16 protein-coding genes are annotated in these 18,153 nt (G+C 68.7%); 3 read left to right on the top strand and 13 right to left on the bottom strand.

The window, feature by feature from the left end:
* Positions 1 to 98: 98 nt before the first annotated feature.
* Positions 99 to 1,049: a metallophosphoesterase gene (locus tag ASF57_RS09515; RefSeq protein ID WP_056183999.1), complete on the top strand. Its 951-nt coding sequence runs from the start codon at positions 99 to 101 to the stop codon at positions 1,047 to 1,049.
* A 51-nt stretch (positions 1,050 to 1,100) separates the two neighbouring features.
* On the opposite strand, the gene ASF57_RS27230 is transcribed toward ASF57_RS09515, so the two are convergent.
* From ASF57_RS27230 to ASF57_RS09480, 8 genes are all read right to left on the bottom strand, one after another.
* A complete protein-coding gene (locus tag ASF57_RS27230) occupies positions 1,101 to 1,229 on the bottom strand; it encodes a hypothetical protein (RefSeq protein ID WP_274533552.1) in 129 nt (42 codons plus the stop codon).
* A 121-nt stretch (positions 1,230 to 1,350) separates the two neighbouring features.
* Positions 1,351 to 2,883: an acyl-CoA carboxylase subunit beta gene (locus tag ASF57_RS09510; RefSeq protein ID WP_056184002.1), complete on the bottom strand. Its 1,533-nt coding sequence runs from the start codon at positions 2,881 to 2,883 to the stop codon at positions 1,351 to 1,353.
* A gap of 159 nt (positions 2,884 to 3,042) precedes the next feature.
* On the bottom strand, positions 3,043 to 4,038 hold the full coding sequence (locus ASF57_RS09505) for a phosphatase PAP2 family protein (RefSeq protein ID WP_082503804.1): 996 nt from the start codon (positions 4,036 to 4,038) through the stop codon (positions 3,043 to 3,045).
* An 80-nt stretch (positions 4,039 to 4,118) separates the two neighbouring features.
* A complete protein-coding gene (locus ASF57_RS09500; RefSeq protein WP_056482326.1) occupies positions 4,119 to 4,964 on the bottom strand; it encodes an ATP12 family protein in 846 nt (281 codons plus the stop codon).
* Between the two features lie 54 nt (positions 4,965 to 5,018).
* On the bottom strand, positions 5,019 to 5,696 hold the full coding sequence (locus ASF57_RS09495) for an HAD-IA family hydrolase (RefSeq protein WP_056482323.1): 678 nt from the start codon (positions 5,694 to 5,696) through the stop codon (positions 5,019 to 5,021).
* 30 nt (positions 5,697 to 5,726) lie between these two features.
* Positions 5,727 to 6,311 carry a hypothetical protein gene (locus tag ASF57_RS09490; protein WP_056482320.1) on the bottom strand — a complete coding sequence of 195 codons (585 nt, stop codon included), beginning with the start codon at positions 6,309 to 6,311 and terminating at the stop codon, positions 5,727 to 5,729.
* 67 nt (positions 6,312 to 6,378) lie between these two features.
* Positions 6,379 to 7,809, bottom strand: coding sequence for an RluA family pseudouridine synthase (locus ASF57_RS09485; protein WP_056482317.1), 1,431 nt, complete (start codon positions 7,807 to 7,809; stop codon positions 6,379 to 6,381).
* Positions 7,810 to 7,899: 90 nt separating this feature from the next.
* On the bottom strand, positions 7,900 to 9,147 hold the full coding sequence (locus tag ASF57_RS09480; RefSeq protein WP_056482794.1) for an Hsp70 family protein: 1,248 nt from the start codon (positions 9,145 to 9,147) through the stop codon (positions 7,900 to 7,902).
* Positions 9,148 to 9,779: 632 nt separating this feature from the next.
* On the opposite strand from ASF57_RS09480, the gene ASF57_RS26860 reads away from it, so the two are divergent.
* Both ASF57_RS26860 and ASF57_RS09475 read left to right on the top strand, forming a co-directional pair.
* Positions 9,780 to 10,493 (top strand): PAS domain-containing protein, encoded by a 714-nt coding sequence (locus tag ASF57_RS26860; RefSeq protein ID WP_244476877.1) that lies wholly within the window; start codon positions 9,780 to 9,782, stop codon positions 10,491 to 10,493.
* Between the two features lie 29 nt (positions 10,494 to 10,522).
* Positions 10,523 to 11,902, top strand: a complete 1,380-nt coding sequence (locus tag ASF57_RS09475; RefSeq protein ID WP_244476893.1) for an EAL domain-containing protein — start codon at positions 10,523 to 10,525, stop codon at positions 11,900 to 11,902.
* 63 nt (positions 11,903 to 11,965) lie between these two features.
* On the opposite strand, the gene ASF57_RS09470 is transcribed toward ASF57_RS09475, so the two are convergent.
* The 5 genes from ASF57_RS09470 to ASF57_RS09450 form a co-directional block, all read right to left on the bottom strand.
* Positions 11,966 to 13,462 carry a carboxypeptidase M32 gene (locus ASF57_RS09470; RefSeq protein WP_056482312.1) on the bottom strand — a complete coding sequence of 499 codons (1,497 nt, stop codon included), beginning with the start codon at positions 13,460 to 13,462 and terminating at the stop codon, positions 11,966 to 11,968.
* 229 nt (positions 13,463 to 13,691) lie between these two features.
* Positions 13,692 to 15,008: a replication-associated recombination protein A gene (locus tag ASF57_RS09465; protein ID WP_056482310.1), complete on the bottom strand. Its 1,317-nt coding sequence runs from the start codon at positions 15,006 to 15,008 to the stop codon at positions 13,692 to 13,694.
* Positions 15,009 to 15,100: 92 nt separating this feature from the next.
* Positions 15,101 to 16,579, bottom strand: coding sequence for a Do family serine endopeptidase (locus ASF57_RS09460; RefSeq protein ID WP_056482307.1), 1,479 nt, complete (start codon positions 16,577 to 16,579; stop codon positions 15,101 to 15,103).
* Between the two features lie 121 nt (positions 16,580 to 16,700).
* Positions 16,701 to 17,408: a hypothetical protein gene (locus tag ASF57_RS09455; protein WP_056482304.1), complete on the bottom strand. Its 708-nt coding sequence runs from the start codon at positions 17,406 to 17,408 to the stop codon at positions 16,701 to 16,703.
* 277 nt (positions 17,409 to 17,685) lie between these two features.
* Complete coding sequence (locus ASF57_RS09450; RefSeq protein WP_056482301.1) at positions 17,686 to 18,048, bottom strand: phasin; 363 nt, start codon at positions 18,046 to 18,048, stop codon at positions 17,686 to 17,688.
* Between the last annotated feature and the right edge of the window lie 105 nt (positions 18,049 to 18,153).

Genomic DNA, 18,153 nt, shown 5'->3' with positions numbered 1-18,153 from the left:
CCTAACGCTAGCGTCGGGCGCGGCTGTCTCCTCGATTTCGTCACCATTGACGGCGAGGGCATGGAGCCGCGCCCTTCTGGCGGTCCGGGAGCCTGACGATGCTGATCCTGCCGAGTCGCCGGCAGTTCCTGACCGGATTCGGAGCGAGTGCGGCCGCCCTGGGCGGAACCGGCGCCTATGCGTTCGGAATCGAGCCGCTCTATCGCTTGGTCGTCACATCCTACGCTCCGGCTCTACCGAACTGGACGCCGGGCCTGTCCCTGCGCGTAGCCGTGCTGGCGGATTTCCATGTCGGCGAACCATTCATGCCGCTGGACCGGATCGCCGAGATCGTCGACGCCACGAACGCGCTCAACCCCGACCTCATCCTGATGCTCGGCGATTACCCGGCCGGCCCCAGCGTGACCTTCCGCAAGGTTCCGCTGACCGATTTCGCCAAGGTGGTCGCACCCCTTCGGGCGCCGCTCGGCGTGTACTCGGTTCTGGGAAACCACGATTGGTGGGATGACGAGGAGGCGCAGGTGCGCCTCGACGGCCCCATTGCGGTGCAGCGCGCATTGGAGAATGTCGGCATTCCCGTCTTCGAGAACGATGCCGTGCGCCTGGTAAAGGATGGCAAGCCGTTCTGGGTCGCCGGCGTCGGCGATCAGATCCCGTTCCTTCTCCAGCGGATCGAGCAGGGGCGCGACGACCTGCCGGGCACCCTCGCCAAGATCACCGATTCGGCACCGGTGCTCCTGATGATCCACGAGCCGGATCTCTTCCTGGACGTGCCGGACCGGGTCTCGCTGACCCTGGCTGGCCATACCCATGGCGGTCAGGTCCGCCTGTTCGGCTACTCACCGGTGATCCCCTCGGTGCGCGGAAACGACTTCGCCTACGGCCACGTGGTCCGGAAGGGACGCCACATGATCGTGTCGGGGGGGTTTGGCGTCAGCCGGATTCCGGTGCGTCTCGGCGTTCCGCCGGAGATCGTGCTTCTGGAACTCGGAGGCCCGCCCGAGTCGAGTGCGAAGACCGTCCAGCGGACCCGGATCATTCGGAGCTGAGGCCTCGGCCGGCGCGGCCCTGGAGCCGTCCGCCGGCCCTGGTCGGGCTTGCTACTTCTTGCCGGCCTTCGGTGCGGCCACCACCGTGCCCTTTGTGGAGGGTGCCGCCGCGATCGTCTTCGTCACGGCCTTCTTGGGCTTCTTGGCCTCGCGACTTCCGCGCTTCTGTTCAGCCGCCATGACCTGTCTCCTCCCGGTTGTGGGTGCGGGATCATGGCACCCTTCCGCGAATAGGCCATCGGAATCTTTCGCCAAACCGGCCCGGCGCAGTGAGCGCCGGGCTTGATCGTCACATCCGGGTTCAGAGCGGGATGTTGTCGTGCTTCTTCCAGGGCTGCTCCATCTCCTTGGTGCGCAGCATGCTCAGCGCCCGGGCGATGCGCTTGCGCGTGGAGTGGGGCATGATCACCTCGTCGATGTAGCCGCGCTCGGCCGCCACGAACGGCGAGAGGAAGCGATCCTCGTACTCCGACGTGCGCTCCGCGATCTTGCCGGCATCGCCGATCTCGCTGCGGAAAATGATCTCGACGGCGCCCTTGGCACCCATCACGGCGATCTGCGCGGTGGGCCAGGCATAGTTGAGGTCGGCCCCCACGTGCTTGGAGGCCATCACGTCGTAGGCGCCGCCGAAGGCCTTCCGGGTGATAATGGTCACCAGCGGCACCGTGGCTTGACTGTAGGCGAAGAGCAGCTTGGCGCCGTGCTTGATCAGGCCGCCGTATTCCTGGGCCGTTCCCGGCAGGAAGCCCGGCACGTCGACGAAGGTCACGATCGGGATTGAGAACGCGTCGCAGAAGCGCACGAACCGGGCGGCCTTGCGGGAGGCGTCGGAATCGAGCACGCCGGCCAGCACCATCGGCTGGTTGGCGACGAAGCCCACGGTGCGGCCCTCGATGCGACCAAAGCCCGTCATGATGTTGCGGGCGTAGGTGGCCTGGATCTCGAAGAAGTCGCCCTCGTCGGCCACGCGGCGGATCAACTCGCCCATGTCGTAGGGCTTGTTCGGATTGTCGGGGATCAGGGTGTCGAGGCTCATGTCGAGGCGGAGCGGATCGTCGAAGCTCTCGAGTTCCGGCACGCCGTCGATGTTGTTGGCGGGCAGGAAGTCGACCAGGCGGCGGATCTGCAGCAGGGCCTCGACGTCGTTCTCGAAGGAACCGTCGGCGATGGAGGACTTGGTGGTGTGAACCTTGGCGCCGCCGAGTTCCTCGGCGGTCACGACCTCGTTGGTCACCGTCTTCACCACGTCCGGTCCGGTGACGAACATGTAGCTCGTGTCGCGCACCATGAAGATGAAGTCGGTCATGGCCGGCGAGTACACGTCGCCGCCCGCGCAGGGACCCATGATGACCGAGATCTGCGGAATGACGCCGGAGGCCGCGACATTGCGGCGGAAGACCTCGCCGTAGCCGCCCAGCGCCGCGACACCCTCCTGGATGCGGGCGCCGCCGGCATCGAAAATGCCGATGATGGGCGCGCGCATCTTCAGCGCCATGTCCTGCACCTTCACGATCTTGGCGGCGTGCGTCTCGGAGAGCGAGCCGCCGAACACCGTGAAGTCCTTCGAGAACAGGAAGACGGTGCGGCCGTTGATGGTGCCCCAACCCGTGACGACGCCGTCACCGGGAATCTTTTGCTTTTCCATGCCGAAATCGGTGGAGCGATGCTGCACGAACATGTCGAATTCCTCGAACGACCCATGGTCGAGAAGGAGTTCGATGCGCTCGCGCGCCGTCAGCTTGCCCCGCTTGTGCTGGGCCACGACGCGGTTCTCGCCGCCGCCGAGGCGGGCTTGGGCGCGCCGCTCTTCGAGCTTCTCGAGAATGTCCTTCATGCGAGGATGTCCTTCATGGGGCTGCGCCTCGTGGCTTGTGCTGGCGTTTCCGGCCACGAGCCACCAGCCCCTCTCGCGGCGAGCTTGGCGGTCGGCCTGGTGGGGCCATACCACAGGGATTCTCTCACGAAAATCGATCGTTGCGTCGGAAGCCCGGGTTCAGGCGGATGTCGCCGTCAAGGCGACCGGAGCATCCGACATGCCGCTCCGGCGCGTCGCGCTCCGGTTCAGGATTCGGGCCGCCGCAATCGCCGCGACCGCGATCAGGGCACCCGCACCGACATCGACGAAGTAGTGGCCGCCATCGATCGGTGTCGCGGCGATCAGCATCGCGTTGACGGCGAGGCCGGGCCAGCGCGTGATCCGTGACATCCAGAAGAAGCGCGCGAACAGGACCCCGAGTGCCGCATGGAAGCTCGGGAAGGTGATGATCCCTTCGATCTCGGCGAGGGAGATGATCCGAACTGTCCCGTCGCGCAGGCCCGACAGGGGGGCGAGATGAACGTAAGCGGCGGCCGGATTCAACCCGGGGAAATCCTGCGGACGTAGCCCAAGATGCACGAACATCGCCATCGCGGGCATCAAGCCCGAGAGCAGGACGGTGATCAAACCGGCGATCATGAAGGCCAGTACGAAGTCCCGTACGGCACTCAGGCGTCCGCTGAAGCCGAGCACGATCACCACCAGGATCATCTGCGGCATCAGGCTTTGGTAGGCCAGCGATAGGGCGAAGCCGAGTCTCGGATGGTCGTTCAGGGTATGGAGATAGGCCGGCCAGTCGAGGCCGAGAGCTTTATCGAGCGCCTGGAAGGTGCCGTCCCAGAGCGGGCCGCCGGTTGCGGCCGCCGCGTAGGAGAGCAGGCCGGCAAAGGCACTGACCGCGATGATCTGCGCAAGACCCGAAAGGGTCACGGCGAAGCGCGGCTCCGGCCGCCTCGTCAGATAGAACGTCGCCAGGAGTTCGAGCCCGGCGCAGGCCAGGGCGGGCGGCAGCGCACTCGGGAGATCGACCGCGAGTCCGGCCACGCGCATCCACAGCGTCGTGATGGCGCCGAGGATCAGGATCGCGAACCACAGGCGCGCCCGGGCATTCGGAACGTCGGATGCCGGCGTGTGCGCCTGTGCGGCAAGGCTTTTCTGGTCCCGTCCGGACATGTCACGTCGCCCCCGTGATCCGGACGGCTTAGCACGGGGGTATTAACGGAACCCGTTCGGACCGTGTCAGGGCCGCCGCATCACCCGGCGTCGGACAGGGCCGAGAGTTGCGCCGCGGCGTCGAATTCGGCGCGGCGCTGCGCCTGCCGGGCCGCCGCCTCTTCGTCCTGCCCCCAGACGCTCGCCTGATAGGTCTCGTCGACATGCGCCGCCGTCCAGGCCTGAGCGGGCGTGAGCCGGCCGCGCAGCACTGCGAGGGCGAGGACGAGCGATCCCGTCAGGGTGGTGAGGGTGTGGAGGGCGGCCAAACGGAAGGGGCCGTCCGTCTCGCCGATGGCCCGGCGCAGGGCCGCCACCGTGGTGTCCGGCTGGGTGACATGCATCACTCCCTCCCCGAGGATGAAGCGGGCGCCCAGGGCCTCGTGCGCCCAATCGAGCACCGGGTCCCAGGCTTCGGCCTGCGCCTGGACGAGGCGGTCCGGATCGCCGGCCCGATAGGCCAGCAGATCGGTGCCCGCATAGGCCGACAGGTCGTCCACCACGGCCTCGCGCCGCGGCGCGACTCCGTCGATGGCGGTGTTGGCGAGACGCGTCAGTGGCATTCGGGACGGGTCGATGACGTCGATCTGTGCCGCCCACTCGGCGGCCACGGCCTCGGCGAGCGCGCGCGTCGGCAGGGCCAGGGGATTGCGGGCGGGGGTGTTGGCGGGACGTCCGTCCAGGGTCAGGCGGAAGCCGCCGGCGTGCTCGCCGAGGCCCGCCTCGGCATAGAAGCGCTTGGGCAGCGCTGGCTTGCCGGGGCCGCGCGCCGAACGAGTGGGATCGGGGGGGGCAGCGGAACCGGGCGCGCCGAGCCAGTCGGCGTCCGGCCCGTCACGGTTCGCCCCATCGCGGTTCGGGCCTTCGGATTTTGGATCGTCGCTCATGCAGGATCAGATAGGGCATCGGCCCGCAGCCTGCGAGACGCCGGTGCCGAAGGATCAGGCTGTCGCCGCCGTCGGATCGCGGAGCGTTCCGGTGAACAAGGCGCCGAGATCGTCCGCGGTGTCGACCACGATGGAGGCGCCCGCGCCGAAGAGGGCGCCGACCGGATGATAGCCCCAGCCGACACCGACCGCCGCCACGCCTGCGCTCACCGCCATCGCCATGTCGTAGGTGGTGTCTCCGATCATCACCGTGGCGCCCGGCTCGGAGCCGGTGTCCGTCATGGCCTGGAGAAGCATCGCCGGGTCCGGTTTCGAGGGGGCGTCGTCGGCGCTCTGGGTTGTGGCGAACCAGCCCTTCCAGCCATGGGTGTCGATCAGCCGATCGACGCCGCGCCGCGCCTTGCCGGTTGCGATGCCGAGTTGCACGTCGTCGCGGGCATGCAGGCGGGTGAGAAGGTCGCCTATGCCGGGAAACAGCGGCTCCTCGTAGTTCGGATCGAGGCGCAGGATATTGAAGGCGCGCTTATAGCTCTCCGACAGACCCTCGATCGGGCCATCCTCGCCGACGAGGCGTCGAAACGCCTGCGGCAGGGACAAGCCGACCACGGAGAGTGATTCGGTGCGGCTCGGGGCCGTCAGGCCGTGCTCGGCGAAGGCCATGCCCTGCGCGGCTACGATCAGATGTTGGCTGTCGACCAGGGTTCCGTCGACGTCGAAGACGATGAGCTTCACGGGATCGGGCTCGTGCTGCGGACGATCTGATTAAGGCTGCCGGTTGGGCTGGGACTGGCCATTGCGGGGCCGATCGTAGCCGAGCTTGCAGCGGACGAGGAATCGGCGCCGAGCCCCGCCGCGCAAGCCGCGCGTGTGCGAAATGCGGTTGCACGCCGCATAGGACCGCCGACGGGGCCGGCTGGCCTGTTGCGCCGTGCCGCGCCCCGCCGATGCCCCGGCCGGCTGACTGGGCGCCGCGGAGCGCGAGCCCTGGCCCTGAGGCTGAGCAGCGGGGGGCGATTGCGGCTGCGCCGGCTGCAATCCTTGGGGTTGTTGAGGCGTGGCCGGGTTCTGAAGTGGCGCCTGGGCCTGGGGTGCCATCTGGGACGGCGCCCTGGTCTGCGCCGGCGGGGCGGCCTGCGCAAAGACCTTGCTGTCGTATGCGCTGCCCACGGTGAACACCGAGAGGGCGAGGAGCGCGAAGCCGATCGCGTTGGCGGGCTTCAGGATCGTGTCTCGAGGCATCGTGGCGCGCCGGTCCTTGGCCGGCGGCGAGGCGCCGAGCCGGGCTGTGTCGAAGAGGATAGGCCCTGGCGGGCGCTTGCCAAGGTGCAACGTGGCAAGGTTCAACACGCGTGCCCTCCCCGTTCTGGCCTTGCCGGCGCATTCTGCCCCGGCATCGGACGTCGGGATCGTGGGCTCAGGCTTCGGGGGCCTCGACGATCGGATCGTAGCGGGACGCGTCGAATCCAAGGAGGTTCCAGCTCTGCGCCATATGCGGTGGAAGCGGAGCCGTGACGTCGACGGGCTTGCCCGTGCGCGGATGGGGAATCACGATTCGGCGTGCGAGAAGATGCAGGCGATTCTGGATTCCGCCGGGCAATTCCCAGTTCTCGATGCTGAAGTATTTCGGATCGCCGACGATGGGATGGCCGATATGGGCTGCATGGGCGCGCAGCTGGTGGGTGCGTCCGGTCACCGGCTTCAGCGACAGCCAAGACAGCTTCTGGGCCGCGTTGTCGACCATGGCGTAGTAAGTCAGCGCGTGCGCAGCCCCCTCGTCGCCATGCTTGGCCACCCGCATCCGCGCATCGGCGTCCGTGGGCTCCTCCTTGGCGAGATAGGTGGAGATGCGACCCTGCGGCACGCGCGGAACACCGGCGGTGAGAGCCCAGTAGACCTTGCGGGCCGAGCGCGAGCGGAAGCTTTTCGCCAGGGTGGCGGCGGCGAGCCGCGTCTTGGCGACGATGAGGCAGCCGGCGGTGTCCTTGTCGAGGCGGTGGACCAGGCGCGGCTTCTGGCCGTCCTTGCCCGTCAGTGCCTCCAAGAGGCCGTCCACGTGCCGCACGGTTCCGGAGCCACCCTGCACCGCGAGGCCGAAAGGCTTGTTGAGGATCATCATCTCGGCATCCTCGTAGAGGATGAGCGAGCGGATGAAATCGGCATCGGTGGCATCCCGCGCGACGGAGCGCGGGCGTTCGCCCTGCGCTTCCAGCTTGAGGGGCGGCACGCGCACGCTCATGCCCGGCTCCAGCCGGTCGTTGGGTTTGGCACGCTTGCCATCGACCCGAAGTTCGCCCTTGCGAACGATGCTCTGGACGCGGGTGAAGGGCAGTTGCGGGAAACGGGTGGTCAGGAAGCGGTCGATCCGCATGCCGGCCTCGTCCTCGTCCACGGTCAGCGTCTGAACGCCGGAGGCCAGCGTGGCGGAGGCCGCCGCGCGCTGCTCGCGCCGGGTCGGCCCCTCCGTGACGGGCGCGCCGCCGCGCGCCGTGGCCTCGGCCCGGCGCGGAGGCGTCGCCGCCGCGTCATCCGAGCGTTCTGTGCGTGGGCGGCGGACCCGGCGGGGTGCCTCGTCGATCGCCTCGAACGGCTCCGGCGCGGCATCGGCGCGGTCGCGCGGCTCCTGCCCGGGGCGCCAGGGCGCGTGCTTGGCGGCGGCGTCGCCCCGCCCCTGCGCGGCGCGCTGCGCGGCGTCGAGGGCGCTGGTGCGGGGGCCCGTCCGCTCGCGCTCCGGCCGGATGAAGGCGCCCGGCTTGCCGGGGCGGCCGGGACGGCCCGCTGGGCCGCTGCGGCTCGGCCCGGCGCCCTTGCGCCCGGATCCCCCGCGTGATGGTGGTCGTGTGGTCATGGCCTGCTCGTATCACCGGCCAGCCTCGCGACAAAGCGCGGGTCGGTCGGGTTTTGTCGCGGAGGGATTCCCGCGTGGGCGACGTCCCGTTCAGGCCGCGCGCCGCGCCGCCTCGATGGTCAAGCCGGTCCCAACCGACCCGAAGGTGTCGCCATCGACCACGCGGGCGTTCGGCACGCACGCGGTCAGGGCCGCACGGACATGGGGCAAGCCCGTCGAGCCGCCCGTGAGGAAGAGCGCATCGATGCGGTCGGCGGTCAGGCCGGCCTGCGCGAGGCAGCGTCCGATGCGCTCGGCGATGCGCCGGGCAAGCTCGTCGGTATGAAGGACGAGTCCCGACCGATCGATCTCGGCCCGGAGCCCGGCCTCGACCCAATCGAGGTCGACCCGGCCCTCGCCGTCTTCGGAGGTCGCGATCTTGGCGCCCTCTACTTCCATGGCCAGGGAATGACCGCGCTCGGCCTCCACCACGGTGTGGAGCCGCGCCAGGAGATCGGGGCGGCGGGCGTCGCGGCGCACCTCCTCGATCTCCCGTAGGGTCTTGGCGTTGTAGAGCCGGTTGATGCTCGACCAGGTGGCGAGGTCGTGGAAATAGCCGGTCGGTACGTCGAGATCGCCCCGGTTCATGGCGCTGCCCAGGCCGAGCAGGGGCATCACGGTCCCGAGGCTGAGGCGACGGTCGAAATCGGTACCGCCGATGCGCACGCCGTCATTGGCCAGGATGTCGTCGCTGCGCTCGCGCTTGGCATGTCGCTCCGGCGACAGGCGCACGATCGAGAAATCCGAGGTGCCGCCCCCGATATCCGCGATCAGGGCGATCTCCTCCGCGCGCACCTGCTGCTCGTAGTCGAGGGCCGCCGCGATCGGTTCGAACTGGAACGAGACGTGACGGAAGCCGATGCTGGTTGCGATCTCCCGCAGGGCGTCCTCGGCCCGGGCGTCGCCCTCCGGATCGCCGTCGACAAAGTGGACCGGGCGGCCGTGCACCACGGTGTCGAGGGACTGGCCGCTCGCCGCCTCCGCGCGGGCCTTCACGGCGCTGAGATAGCGTCCGATCACGTCGCGGAACTTGATGCGCTCGCGCCCGACCGGCGTGGTTTCCTCGAGCAGCGACGAACCGAGCACCGATTTGAGGCTTCGCATCAGCCGGCCCGGCGTGCCCTCCACGTACTCGGCCATGGCAGCGCGCCCGACGAAGGGCGGCTGTCCCGGCGGAAAGAAGATCGCACTGGGGATCGTCACATGGCGCCCTTCGAGGGGCATGAGCTGCGGACGCTGCCCGGTCACGAGGCCGAGGGTGGTGTTCGAGGTACCGAAGTCGAGGCCGCAGGCCGCCATGATGGTCTCCGGCATCAGCGCTGGATGATAGGGCCGGCTCCCCTACAGGCTGGCTCCCGCGAGGTCCATGAGTTTTGTGCAGTGCGGCCGTGCCGGACCCGAGCCCTCCGGTGCGCGAGCGCGCGCCGCCCGACGAGAGCGCCGATTCGCCAGAGGGTCATGTCGATCACGAATTGGTGAAGTGCGACTGTGTTCGAGCCCGCCGATGAGGTTCTGCCAGTGGATCGCATGGCCGGACGGTGCGGTGGTGCGGATTCGCGACGCCAGTCGAGGCAAGTGCATCGTCATCGAACCTTCAGGTCGTCGCAGACGGCGCGGAATCGGCTTGTCGGCCCGTGCCGAATTCTCGGCGTACAGCACCCGGACCTCATGGCAGAGCACTATCATCTTGCCAGCTGCTATTGTCGTTTCTGGCGAATATCGACAATATAATCTAGGGTTGTGGAGTTTATATTTGAGAATATCAAGCAACAAAAAGCATGATTTAGAAAAAATTCAATTGTTTGAAGCACAGCGTCGGGTCTGGTCAGCACCGCATCCCAGGCGTCCGACGCTCAGGGGGCATGGGCTCTGAAGGGGCGTGCGTAACGGCTGCCGGAATGGCGGATCGTGAGGCTCGGATTCCGGGTGGGATGGAAACGATGACGGGCTGTCCGATTCTCGCGAAAGCACCGCCCGGCACCGCCATGCCGCTCGAACCTCTCGACTTCGAGCGCATGTTCGACGTCCTTCCGGTCGGCGCCATGACGTGCAACCTCGACACCTTCAAAATCGACTACGCCAATCCGTGCTCGATCGCCCTGCTTCAATCGATCCGTGAGACGCTCGGGTTCGATCCGGAGACCATCGTGGGCACCTCGATCGACGTGTTTCACCGGGATCCGCTTCACCAGCGCACGCTTCTGTCGGATTCGGGGCGGCTGCCGCACAAGGCGCGGATCTGCTTCGGACAGGAATGGCTCGACCTGCATATCCATCCCCTGCCCGACTCGACGGGACGGGTCAGCCGCGCCCTGCTGGTCTGGGCCATCGCAACCGCGGAGGTCGCCAAGGAACAGGAGGAGTATCGCCTGCTGCGCATGATCGACGACATGCCGGTGGCGGTGATGACGGTCGATCCCGTCACCTTCAATTCTCATACCTCAACGAGACCTCGAAGCGGACGTTGGGGCAGATCAAGGATCTGCTGCCGATCAAGCCGTCCGAGTTGCTCGGGGCCTCGATCGACGTCTTCCATCGCCATCCGCACCACCAGCGCCAGCTCCTGGCCGACCCCGCCAACCTTCCCCATCACGCCCGGATCAAGCTCGGGTCCGAGGTGCTGGACCTTCAGGTCTCGGCGGTGACGGGAACGGATGGTGTCTATCTCGGCCCGATGCTGACCTGGTCGGTGATCACCAAGCAGGTTGCAGCAGAAGCCCGGATTCAGCAGCTGGCGCATTTCGACACGCTGACCGCCCTGGCCAACCGCAACACCTTCCGCGAGCATCTCAAGGCCTGCCTCGCACGTCCCGATCCCAAGCTGGGCCTGCTGTTCATCGATCTCGACGGCTTCAAGTTCGTCAACGATTCCCACGGCCATCTTGTCGGAGACACGCTGCTGATCCGGGTGGCGGATCGGCTCAGGGCCTGCTGCGGACGCCCCGGAACCATGGTCGCGCGCCTGGGCGGCGATGAGTTCGCCATCCTGATCGCCGAGGCCGGCATCGAGGAGGCGCGGGACGTCGCCAGGACCCTGCTCCTCGAGATCGTCGCGCCCTATCAGATCGAGGCCGAACGCCGGCTCGAGATCGGCGCCTCGATCGGCGTGGCGGCGGCGCCGGAGCACGGAACCGATTCCGAGATCCTGCTGTCGCGGGCCGACATGGCGCTCTATGCCGCCAAGGCGGCCGGCAAGAAGACCTTCCGGGTGTTCACACCCGAACTGGAGACGCGGGTGCACGAGCGCGTGCGCCTCGAAGGCAAGCTGCGTGCGGCGCTCGCGCAGGCCGACAGCCTGTTCCTGTTCTACCAGCCGATCACCGACATCGCGACCGGACGGGTCACGGCGCGCGAAGGCCTCATCCGCTGGCATCATCGGACGCGGGGCTGGATTTCACCCGCCGAGTTCATCCCGGTCGCCGAGGAGAGCGGACTGATCGACGAACTCGGCATCTGGGTCCTCAATCGCGCCTGCCGGGACGCCGCGTCCTGGGACGACGACGCGCGGGTCGCCGTCAATGTCTCGGCCAAGCAGCTCGGCAAGGGCACCCTCGCGTCGAACATCCTGGCGGCGCTGGTCGGTGCCGGCCTGGAGCCGAGCCGCCTGGAAATCGAGATCACCGAGAGTGCCCTGCTCGCCGATGAGCTCGACTGCCTCGCGGATCTGCGTCGCGTCCGCGATCTCGGCGTCCGGGTGGCGCTCGACGATTTCGGAACCGGGTTCTCGTCGCTGGCGCATCTGCGCTCCTTCCCCTTCGATAAGATCAAGATCGATGGGTCGTTCGTGCAGGATGCGGTGCAGCGTCCTGAATGCGCGGCGATCGTCGGGGTCGTCGCCGATCTCGGCCGCCGCCTCGGCGTCACCACCGTGGCCGAGGGGGTCGAAACCCAGGCCCATCTCGATCTCGTCACGGCCGAGGGCTGCACGGAGGTCCAGGGCTACCTGCTCGGTCGTCCCGTGCCCTCCGCGGGCGATGCCGCGACCATCGCGGCGCTGAACCGGCAGGCGGCCCTGCATCGGCCGACGTCCCAGGTTCGGGCGATCGCGTCGTAACGGATTCGGAGCCACCCGCCTGCGGAGATCAGGCCGCCTCTGCGCGCCGCCGCGACCGGGGCGTCAGGACTCTCCGAGGTAGCGGTGATGCAGGTGGCGCGTGAAGTCCGCGGCGCTCAGCGGACGTCCGGTCGCGGCCACGAGCAGGTCATCGGTCTCCAACAGACTGGCCCGCGCGTGCACACTGTCGCGCAGCCAGCCGCGCAAATCCGTGAAGTCGCCGACGGCGAGGCCGGTCAGGATGCCCGGCGCCGCCTCGCAGGCGGCCCGGAACAACTGCGCCGCCGCCATGGCGCCGAGGGTGTAGGTCGGGAAGTAACCGAAGCTTCCGCTCGGCCAGTGGATGTCCTGGAGGCAGCCCTGGCGGTCGTCCGGCACGGTCAGGCCGAGGAGATCCCGCAGGCCGTCGTTGAAGGCACCGGGCAGGTCGTTCACCGCGAGGTCGCCCGCCATCATCGCGGTTTCGAGGTCGTAGCGCAGCAGGATATGCGCCGGATACGTGACCTCGTCGGCATCGACCCGGATGAAGCCTGGCTCGACCCGTGTGTAGAGCCCGTGGAGATTCTCGGCGGTCCAGGCCGGCCCATCCCCGCCGAAGGCTTCCCGCAGGACGGGGGCGAGGAAGCTGCAGAACGCGAACGAGCGGCAGGCCTGCATCTCCACCAGCAACGATTGGCTCTCGTGCAAGGTCATGCCCCTGGCAGTGCCCACCGGCTGATGGCGCCACGCGGCGGGGAGGCCCTGCTCATAGAGCGCGTGCCCGGTCTCATGCAGCACGCCCATCAGGGCGCGAGAAGCATCGTCGCTGTCGTAGCGGGTGGTGATCCGCACGTCGTCGGCCGCGCCCCCGCAGAACGGATGCAGGCTCACGTCGAGGCGGCCGCGGGTCATGTCGAAGCCGACGGCCTGCATCAGGCGCTGCCCGATCGCCGCCTGCGTCTCCACCGGGAACGGACCCGGCAGCGGCAGCGGTGCCGGGCCGGAAGCCTGACGGGCGCGGACCGCTTCGATCAGGCCCGGCAGCGTCGCGCGCAGATCCGCGAACAGGGGATCGATGGTGGCGCGGCGCATGCCGGGATCGTAGCCGTCGAGGAGGGCGTCGTAGGAATCGAGGCCCAGCGCCGCCCCCTTGGCTGCACCCACCGCGCGCTGCAGGCGCAGGGTCTCGGCGAGGGCGGGCGCCAGCTGCCCGAAATCGGACTGGGCGCGGGCCTCGCGCCAGATCATCCCGGAGCGCGAGGAAGCCTTGGAGCTTGCCGCCACGAGGTCGGCCGGGACCGCCGAGGCATGGAGATAGGCGCGGCGCATCTCGCGCAGGTTCGCCCCTTCCCAGGGGTCGAGGTGCTGGCGCTCGTGATGGGCCTGGTCGATCAGGTCGCCGGTCTGCGACGCGGTGAGGATCTCGTGGGCGATGACCGAGAGCTGCGCCAACTGCTCGGCCCGCCCGTCCGCCGCACCGGCCGGCATCAGGGTCTGGCGATCCCAGTGGAGGATGCCGGCCGCGTCGCCGAGGGCGCCGAGGCGGGCGAAACGTGCGGTGAGGGTGCGGTAGGCCTGCATGGGTGGAGTCTTCGGACCTGTAAGCGTTCGTGGATCGGTTTCGCCCTCCAGCCTTCATCCCTCCCAGCCGCGCTGGCAACCGCTGGAGGTGTGGGGCAGCGGGTCGGCTCACAGCAGCCCGTATCCGCGGCAGAGCGGGACGGCCATCCTCGGCTGGGTCATCTCCGCTGGGTCACCCTCCGCTGGGTCATACTTGGCTTGACCATGCTCCGCCGGGCCTGCCGGCGGTTCAGTCTTCGTCGGCGCGGCGCTGGCGGCGCAGATCCTCCCAATGGGCCAGGCGGTCGCCGTAGCGCTGCTCCATGCCCCGGTCGGTGGGCGCGTAGAAGTGCTGGCGCCCGAGCTTCTCGGGCCAGTAATTCTGGCCCGAGAACGCGTCCGGCTCGTCGTGGTCGTAGCGGTAGCCCTCGCCGTAGCCGATCTTGCGCATCAGCTTGGTCGATCCGTTGAGGATGGTGCGAGGCGGCGGCAGGGAGCCATGCTCCTTGGCTACCCGGGTGGCGGCCTTGTAGGCGTTGTAGACCGCGTTCGATTTCGGCGCGCAGGCGAGATAGACCGTGACCTGGGCCAGAGCCAGCTCGCCCTCGGGGGAGCCCAGGAAATCGAAGGCGTCCTTCGCCGCGGTGGCCACCACCAGGGCCTGCGGGTCGGCGAGCCCGATATCCTCCACCGCCATGCGCACGAGGCGGCGGGCGATGAACAGGCGGTCCTCGCCCCCGTCGAGCATCCGGCAGAGATAATACAAGGCCGCGTCGGGGTCCGAGCCCCGCACGGTCTTATGCAGGGCGCTGATGAGGTTGTAGTGCCCCTCCTGGGACTTGTCGTAGATCGGCGCCCGCCGCTGGATGATCGCCTGCAACTGCTCCGCGTCGAACACCTCCTCCGGTTTCGCCGAGCGCCAGACCTCCTCGGCCAGGGTCAGGGCCGCGCGGCCATCCCCGTCGGCCATGCGGACGAGCACGCCGCGCGCCTCCTCGTCCAGGGGGAGCGGCTGCCCCGTCAGAGCTTCCGCGCGGATCAGCAGCTTGGCGATGGCGGCATCGTCCAGCGCCCGGAACAGCAGCACACGGGCACGGGAGAGCAGCGCGGCGTTCAGCTCGAAGGACGGGTTCTCGGTGGTGGCGCCCACCAGCGTCACCGTGCCGTCCTCCATCACGGGCAGGAAGGCGTCGAGCTGCGCCCGGTTGAACCGGTGGATCTCATCCACGAAGAGCAGCGTGCCCCGTCCCATGGCCCGGCGCCCGCGCGCCGCGTCGAAGACTTTCCGAAGTTCGGCGATGCCGGAGAAGATCGCCGAGATCTGTTCGAAATGCAGGTCGGTCTCGTGCGCGAGCAGGCGCGCCACGGTGGTCTTACCGGTGCCGGGCGGCCCCCAGAACACCAGCGAGCCGAACGACCGGGCGTTGAGGAGGCGGGTCAGCGCCCCGTCCGGACCTGTCAGGTGCTCCTGGCCCACCACCTCGGCCAGGGTTTTCGGCCGCAGGGCATCGGCGAGGGGGCGGGGCGCGGCATGGGCGAGGCCGGCGGAGGCGAAGAGGTCGGACATGGGCGCATGAAGACGCGGGAGCCCGCCGCCCGCAACCGGGAAAATCATCCCCCCCGGCAATCACCGCCCCCTGCCCCCCGGGACGCCGGGCGTCAGCCCCCGAACATGGACGTCATCACCTCGCCGCCGCGGTTGATCGAGACCTCCCACATGTTGAGGCTGTTGCGGGTGACCCGCTCCAGGTCCTTCGTGGTGGCGATCGGCAGGCCGTTGATGGCGACGATCATGTCCCCCTTCTGCAGGCCGGCGCGGGCCGCGATCGAACCCTCATCGACGCCGGCGACCGCCACGCCCTCGGACGGGAAATCCACCTGGAGCTCTTCCGCCACGGCCGGCGAGGTGTTCACCAGGGTGGCGCCGAGGAAGGGCGACCGGGTCCGCACCTTCAGGGTGTCGCGCGGCCGGGTCTCCGGCGCCGGCCCGAGCTTGACCGCGATTGTCGAACGCCCGGTCCCGCGCAGGATGCCGAACTTGGTCTGGCCGGTGAGGCCCTTCAGGGCGAAGCGGTAGCCGAAGGCCTCCGGGTCGTCGACGACCTTGCCGTCCACGGTCAGGATGAGGTCGCCGCGCTTCAGGCCGGCCTCCTCGGCCGGGCTCTTCGGCTGCAGGCTCGCCACCAGGACGCCCGTCGGATGGTCGAGGCCCATGCTCTCGGCGATGTCGGGCGTCACGCTCTGTACGCGCGCGCCGAGCCAGGGGCGGCGCACGGCGGTGGCGCCGCCCTTGGCGGTCTCGACCACGGCCCGGACCATGCTCGCCGGGATCGCGAAGCCGATGCCGTGGCTGCCGCCCGATTGCGAGTAGATCGCGGTGTTGATGCCGACGAGCTGTCCCTGAAGATCGACCAGGGCCCCGCCGGAATTGCCTGGATTGATAGCGGCGTCGGTCTGAATGAAGAACTGATAGTCCGAGGAGCCGACCTGCGTGCGCGCCAGCGCCGAGACGATACCCTGCGTCACGGTCTGGCCGACACCGAACGGATTGCCGATCGCCATGACGAAATCGCCGACCTCGAGGGCTTCGGAATCGCCGAAGGCCATGGGGATCAGGCCGCCGGTCGGGTTCTTGATCTTGACCACGGCGAGGTCGGTACGCGGATCGCGCAGCACGATGGTGGCCTCGAACTCGCGCCGGTCGGCGAGCGAGACCCGCACCTCGTTCATGTTCTCAATGACATGATTGTTGGTGATGACGAGGCCGGACTCGTCGACGATCACGCCGGATCCGAGCGACTTCTGGGCGCGCTCCCCGGGGGCTCCGCCGCGACCACGGCCGCCGTTCTCGCCGAAGAACCGGCGCATGAACTCGTCCATGGCGCTGCGGCTCTGGCCGCGCGTCTCCACGTGCGAGGCGTAGACATTCACCACCGAGGGCGCGGCCCGTTTGACCACGGGCGCGAAGGAGAGCTGCACCTGCCCCTTGGCGAGGGGTGCCACTTTGTCGGGAAGCGCTTTGTCCGGGGACACCTTCTCGGCAGACCCCTCCGGCGTCTTCATCATCTGCGCCGAGGCCGGCGCGGCGGCGAGCGTCGCGGTCAGCAGCGGGACGAGCAGAAGGGACGAACGCGGCATGGATAACTCCCGGGGACCTGGCGTCGCAGCTATGCCCCGGTCTGGGACGTGGCCGCGACGGATGCCGGGATATCTAGACGGGTCGGGCCGGCGGCGCGAGGGGCGCCGCGTCCGGGGACGTTCAGCGCCGCACGATCGCGGCGGTGAGACGGCTGGTCCGCCGGGCGAGTGCCGCGAAGCAGCTCAGCGAGGCATCGGCCGCCCGCTGCATCTCGGAGACCTGCAGGCGGATCGCATCGGCCGGAGTCGCAGCGCCCGAGAGCGCCTTCAGATGCGCCATGGCGGCCACGCTCTCCCCGCGCAGATAGGCGAGAACCGTGGTGTTCACCTCGCCCACCTCACCCATCAGCTCCGTCAATCGGGGCGGCGTGATCGCTCCGGTCGTCGCTGGCGGGCTCGCCACGGCGGGGATCGGGGCCAGTGCGGGAAGGGTCGACGGTGCGTCGGTCGCCTCGGGAAGGGTCTGCCTCACGGTCTCGACCGTTTCGGTCGCCACCGCGACCGTCTCACGGGCGAGCTGGGCCGGCTCGGGCGCCTCCTCCGGGACCACCGTGAGATCGTCCGAGAGAGGCGCGGCCTCGGCCCCGTCGCCGGGGGATTGCGCGGATGTCGGCTCGGGCGCAGGCTCAAGCTCGGGCTCGTTGCAGCCCGATCCGCCCTCGCCCGCGTGGCTCGCCACCAGGGCCTCGGCCGAGACACCTTCCAGCAACGTTTCGTGAACCGATCCTGTGCCGGGCGACCGATCGTTGGTGTTGGCTGCAGCGGCCTCCGCCCCCTGGGAGACCGGCACGAGGCCGGGCTTACCGTCGCCGCCGGTCACGGCCGCCACCGGGTCGGCGTCCTCGACGTTCCTCGGTCCGCCCTCCTGAATTTCGGGGGAAGCCCCGGCCTTGTCTTGCCCGGGACTCTGATCTTTACCCGGACCCTGATCTTTGCCCTGACCCTGATTCTTGCCGTGCCCCTGAGGTGGCATCCTGCGCCGTCTCGACATGTCGCTGTCTCCTTGCCGCTCCGGGTCGATGATGAACCCGAAACGGGCCGGTGTCGCGCAGGCGTGTCGCGCAGAAGCCCCGCGCCGATGCCTGAGTTCGGGGCCGGATCGTCCCTCAGGCCGAGGGACGCAACGTGTTCTGGGCGAGGGCGCCGAGGTCCTTGGCCTGCGCCTGCAGGGTGGCGATCTGGCTGCGCAGGAATTCGCCTTGCAGCGCGAAGGCTTCGCGGAGGTCACGGGTGCGGACCAGCTTCTGGGCGAAGTCGAACGTCGCGGCCGCGTTTTCCTGAACCTGGTCGAGACCCTTGACGACGACGGTCTGCATCGATTCCTGCACCGACTTCGACGTGGTCTGCATCTGCTCTGCGGTCTTGATGGCGGTGCCGATGACATTGCCGACGGCGACCCGGGCCTGGTCGACGCTCTTCTCGGCGAGCGCGCGCATCTCGGTGGGGATCTCGAAGGTTTGACCGTTCATTGCGATACGCTCCAGAGTGCACCGAGTCGTTCGGTGCGCTGCGAGAGATTTATGTTGCGCCGCACCATGCAGGTCAATGGGTCTACGGCTGACAGGTGAAAAATT

This window comes from Methylobacterium sp. Leaf117, assembly GCF_001422985.1.
Taxonomy (GTDB): domain Bacteria; phylum Pseudomonadota; class Alphaproteobacteria; order Rhizobiales; family Beijerinckiaceae; genus Methylobacterium.
Note: the sequence above shows the minus strand (reverse complement) of the source record. Positions and strands in the feature narration are given on the sequence as shown.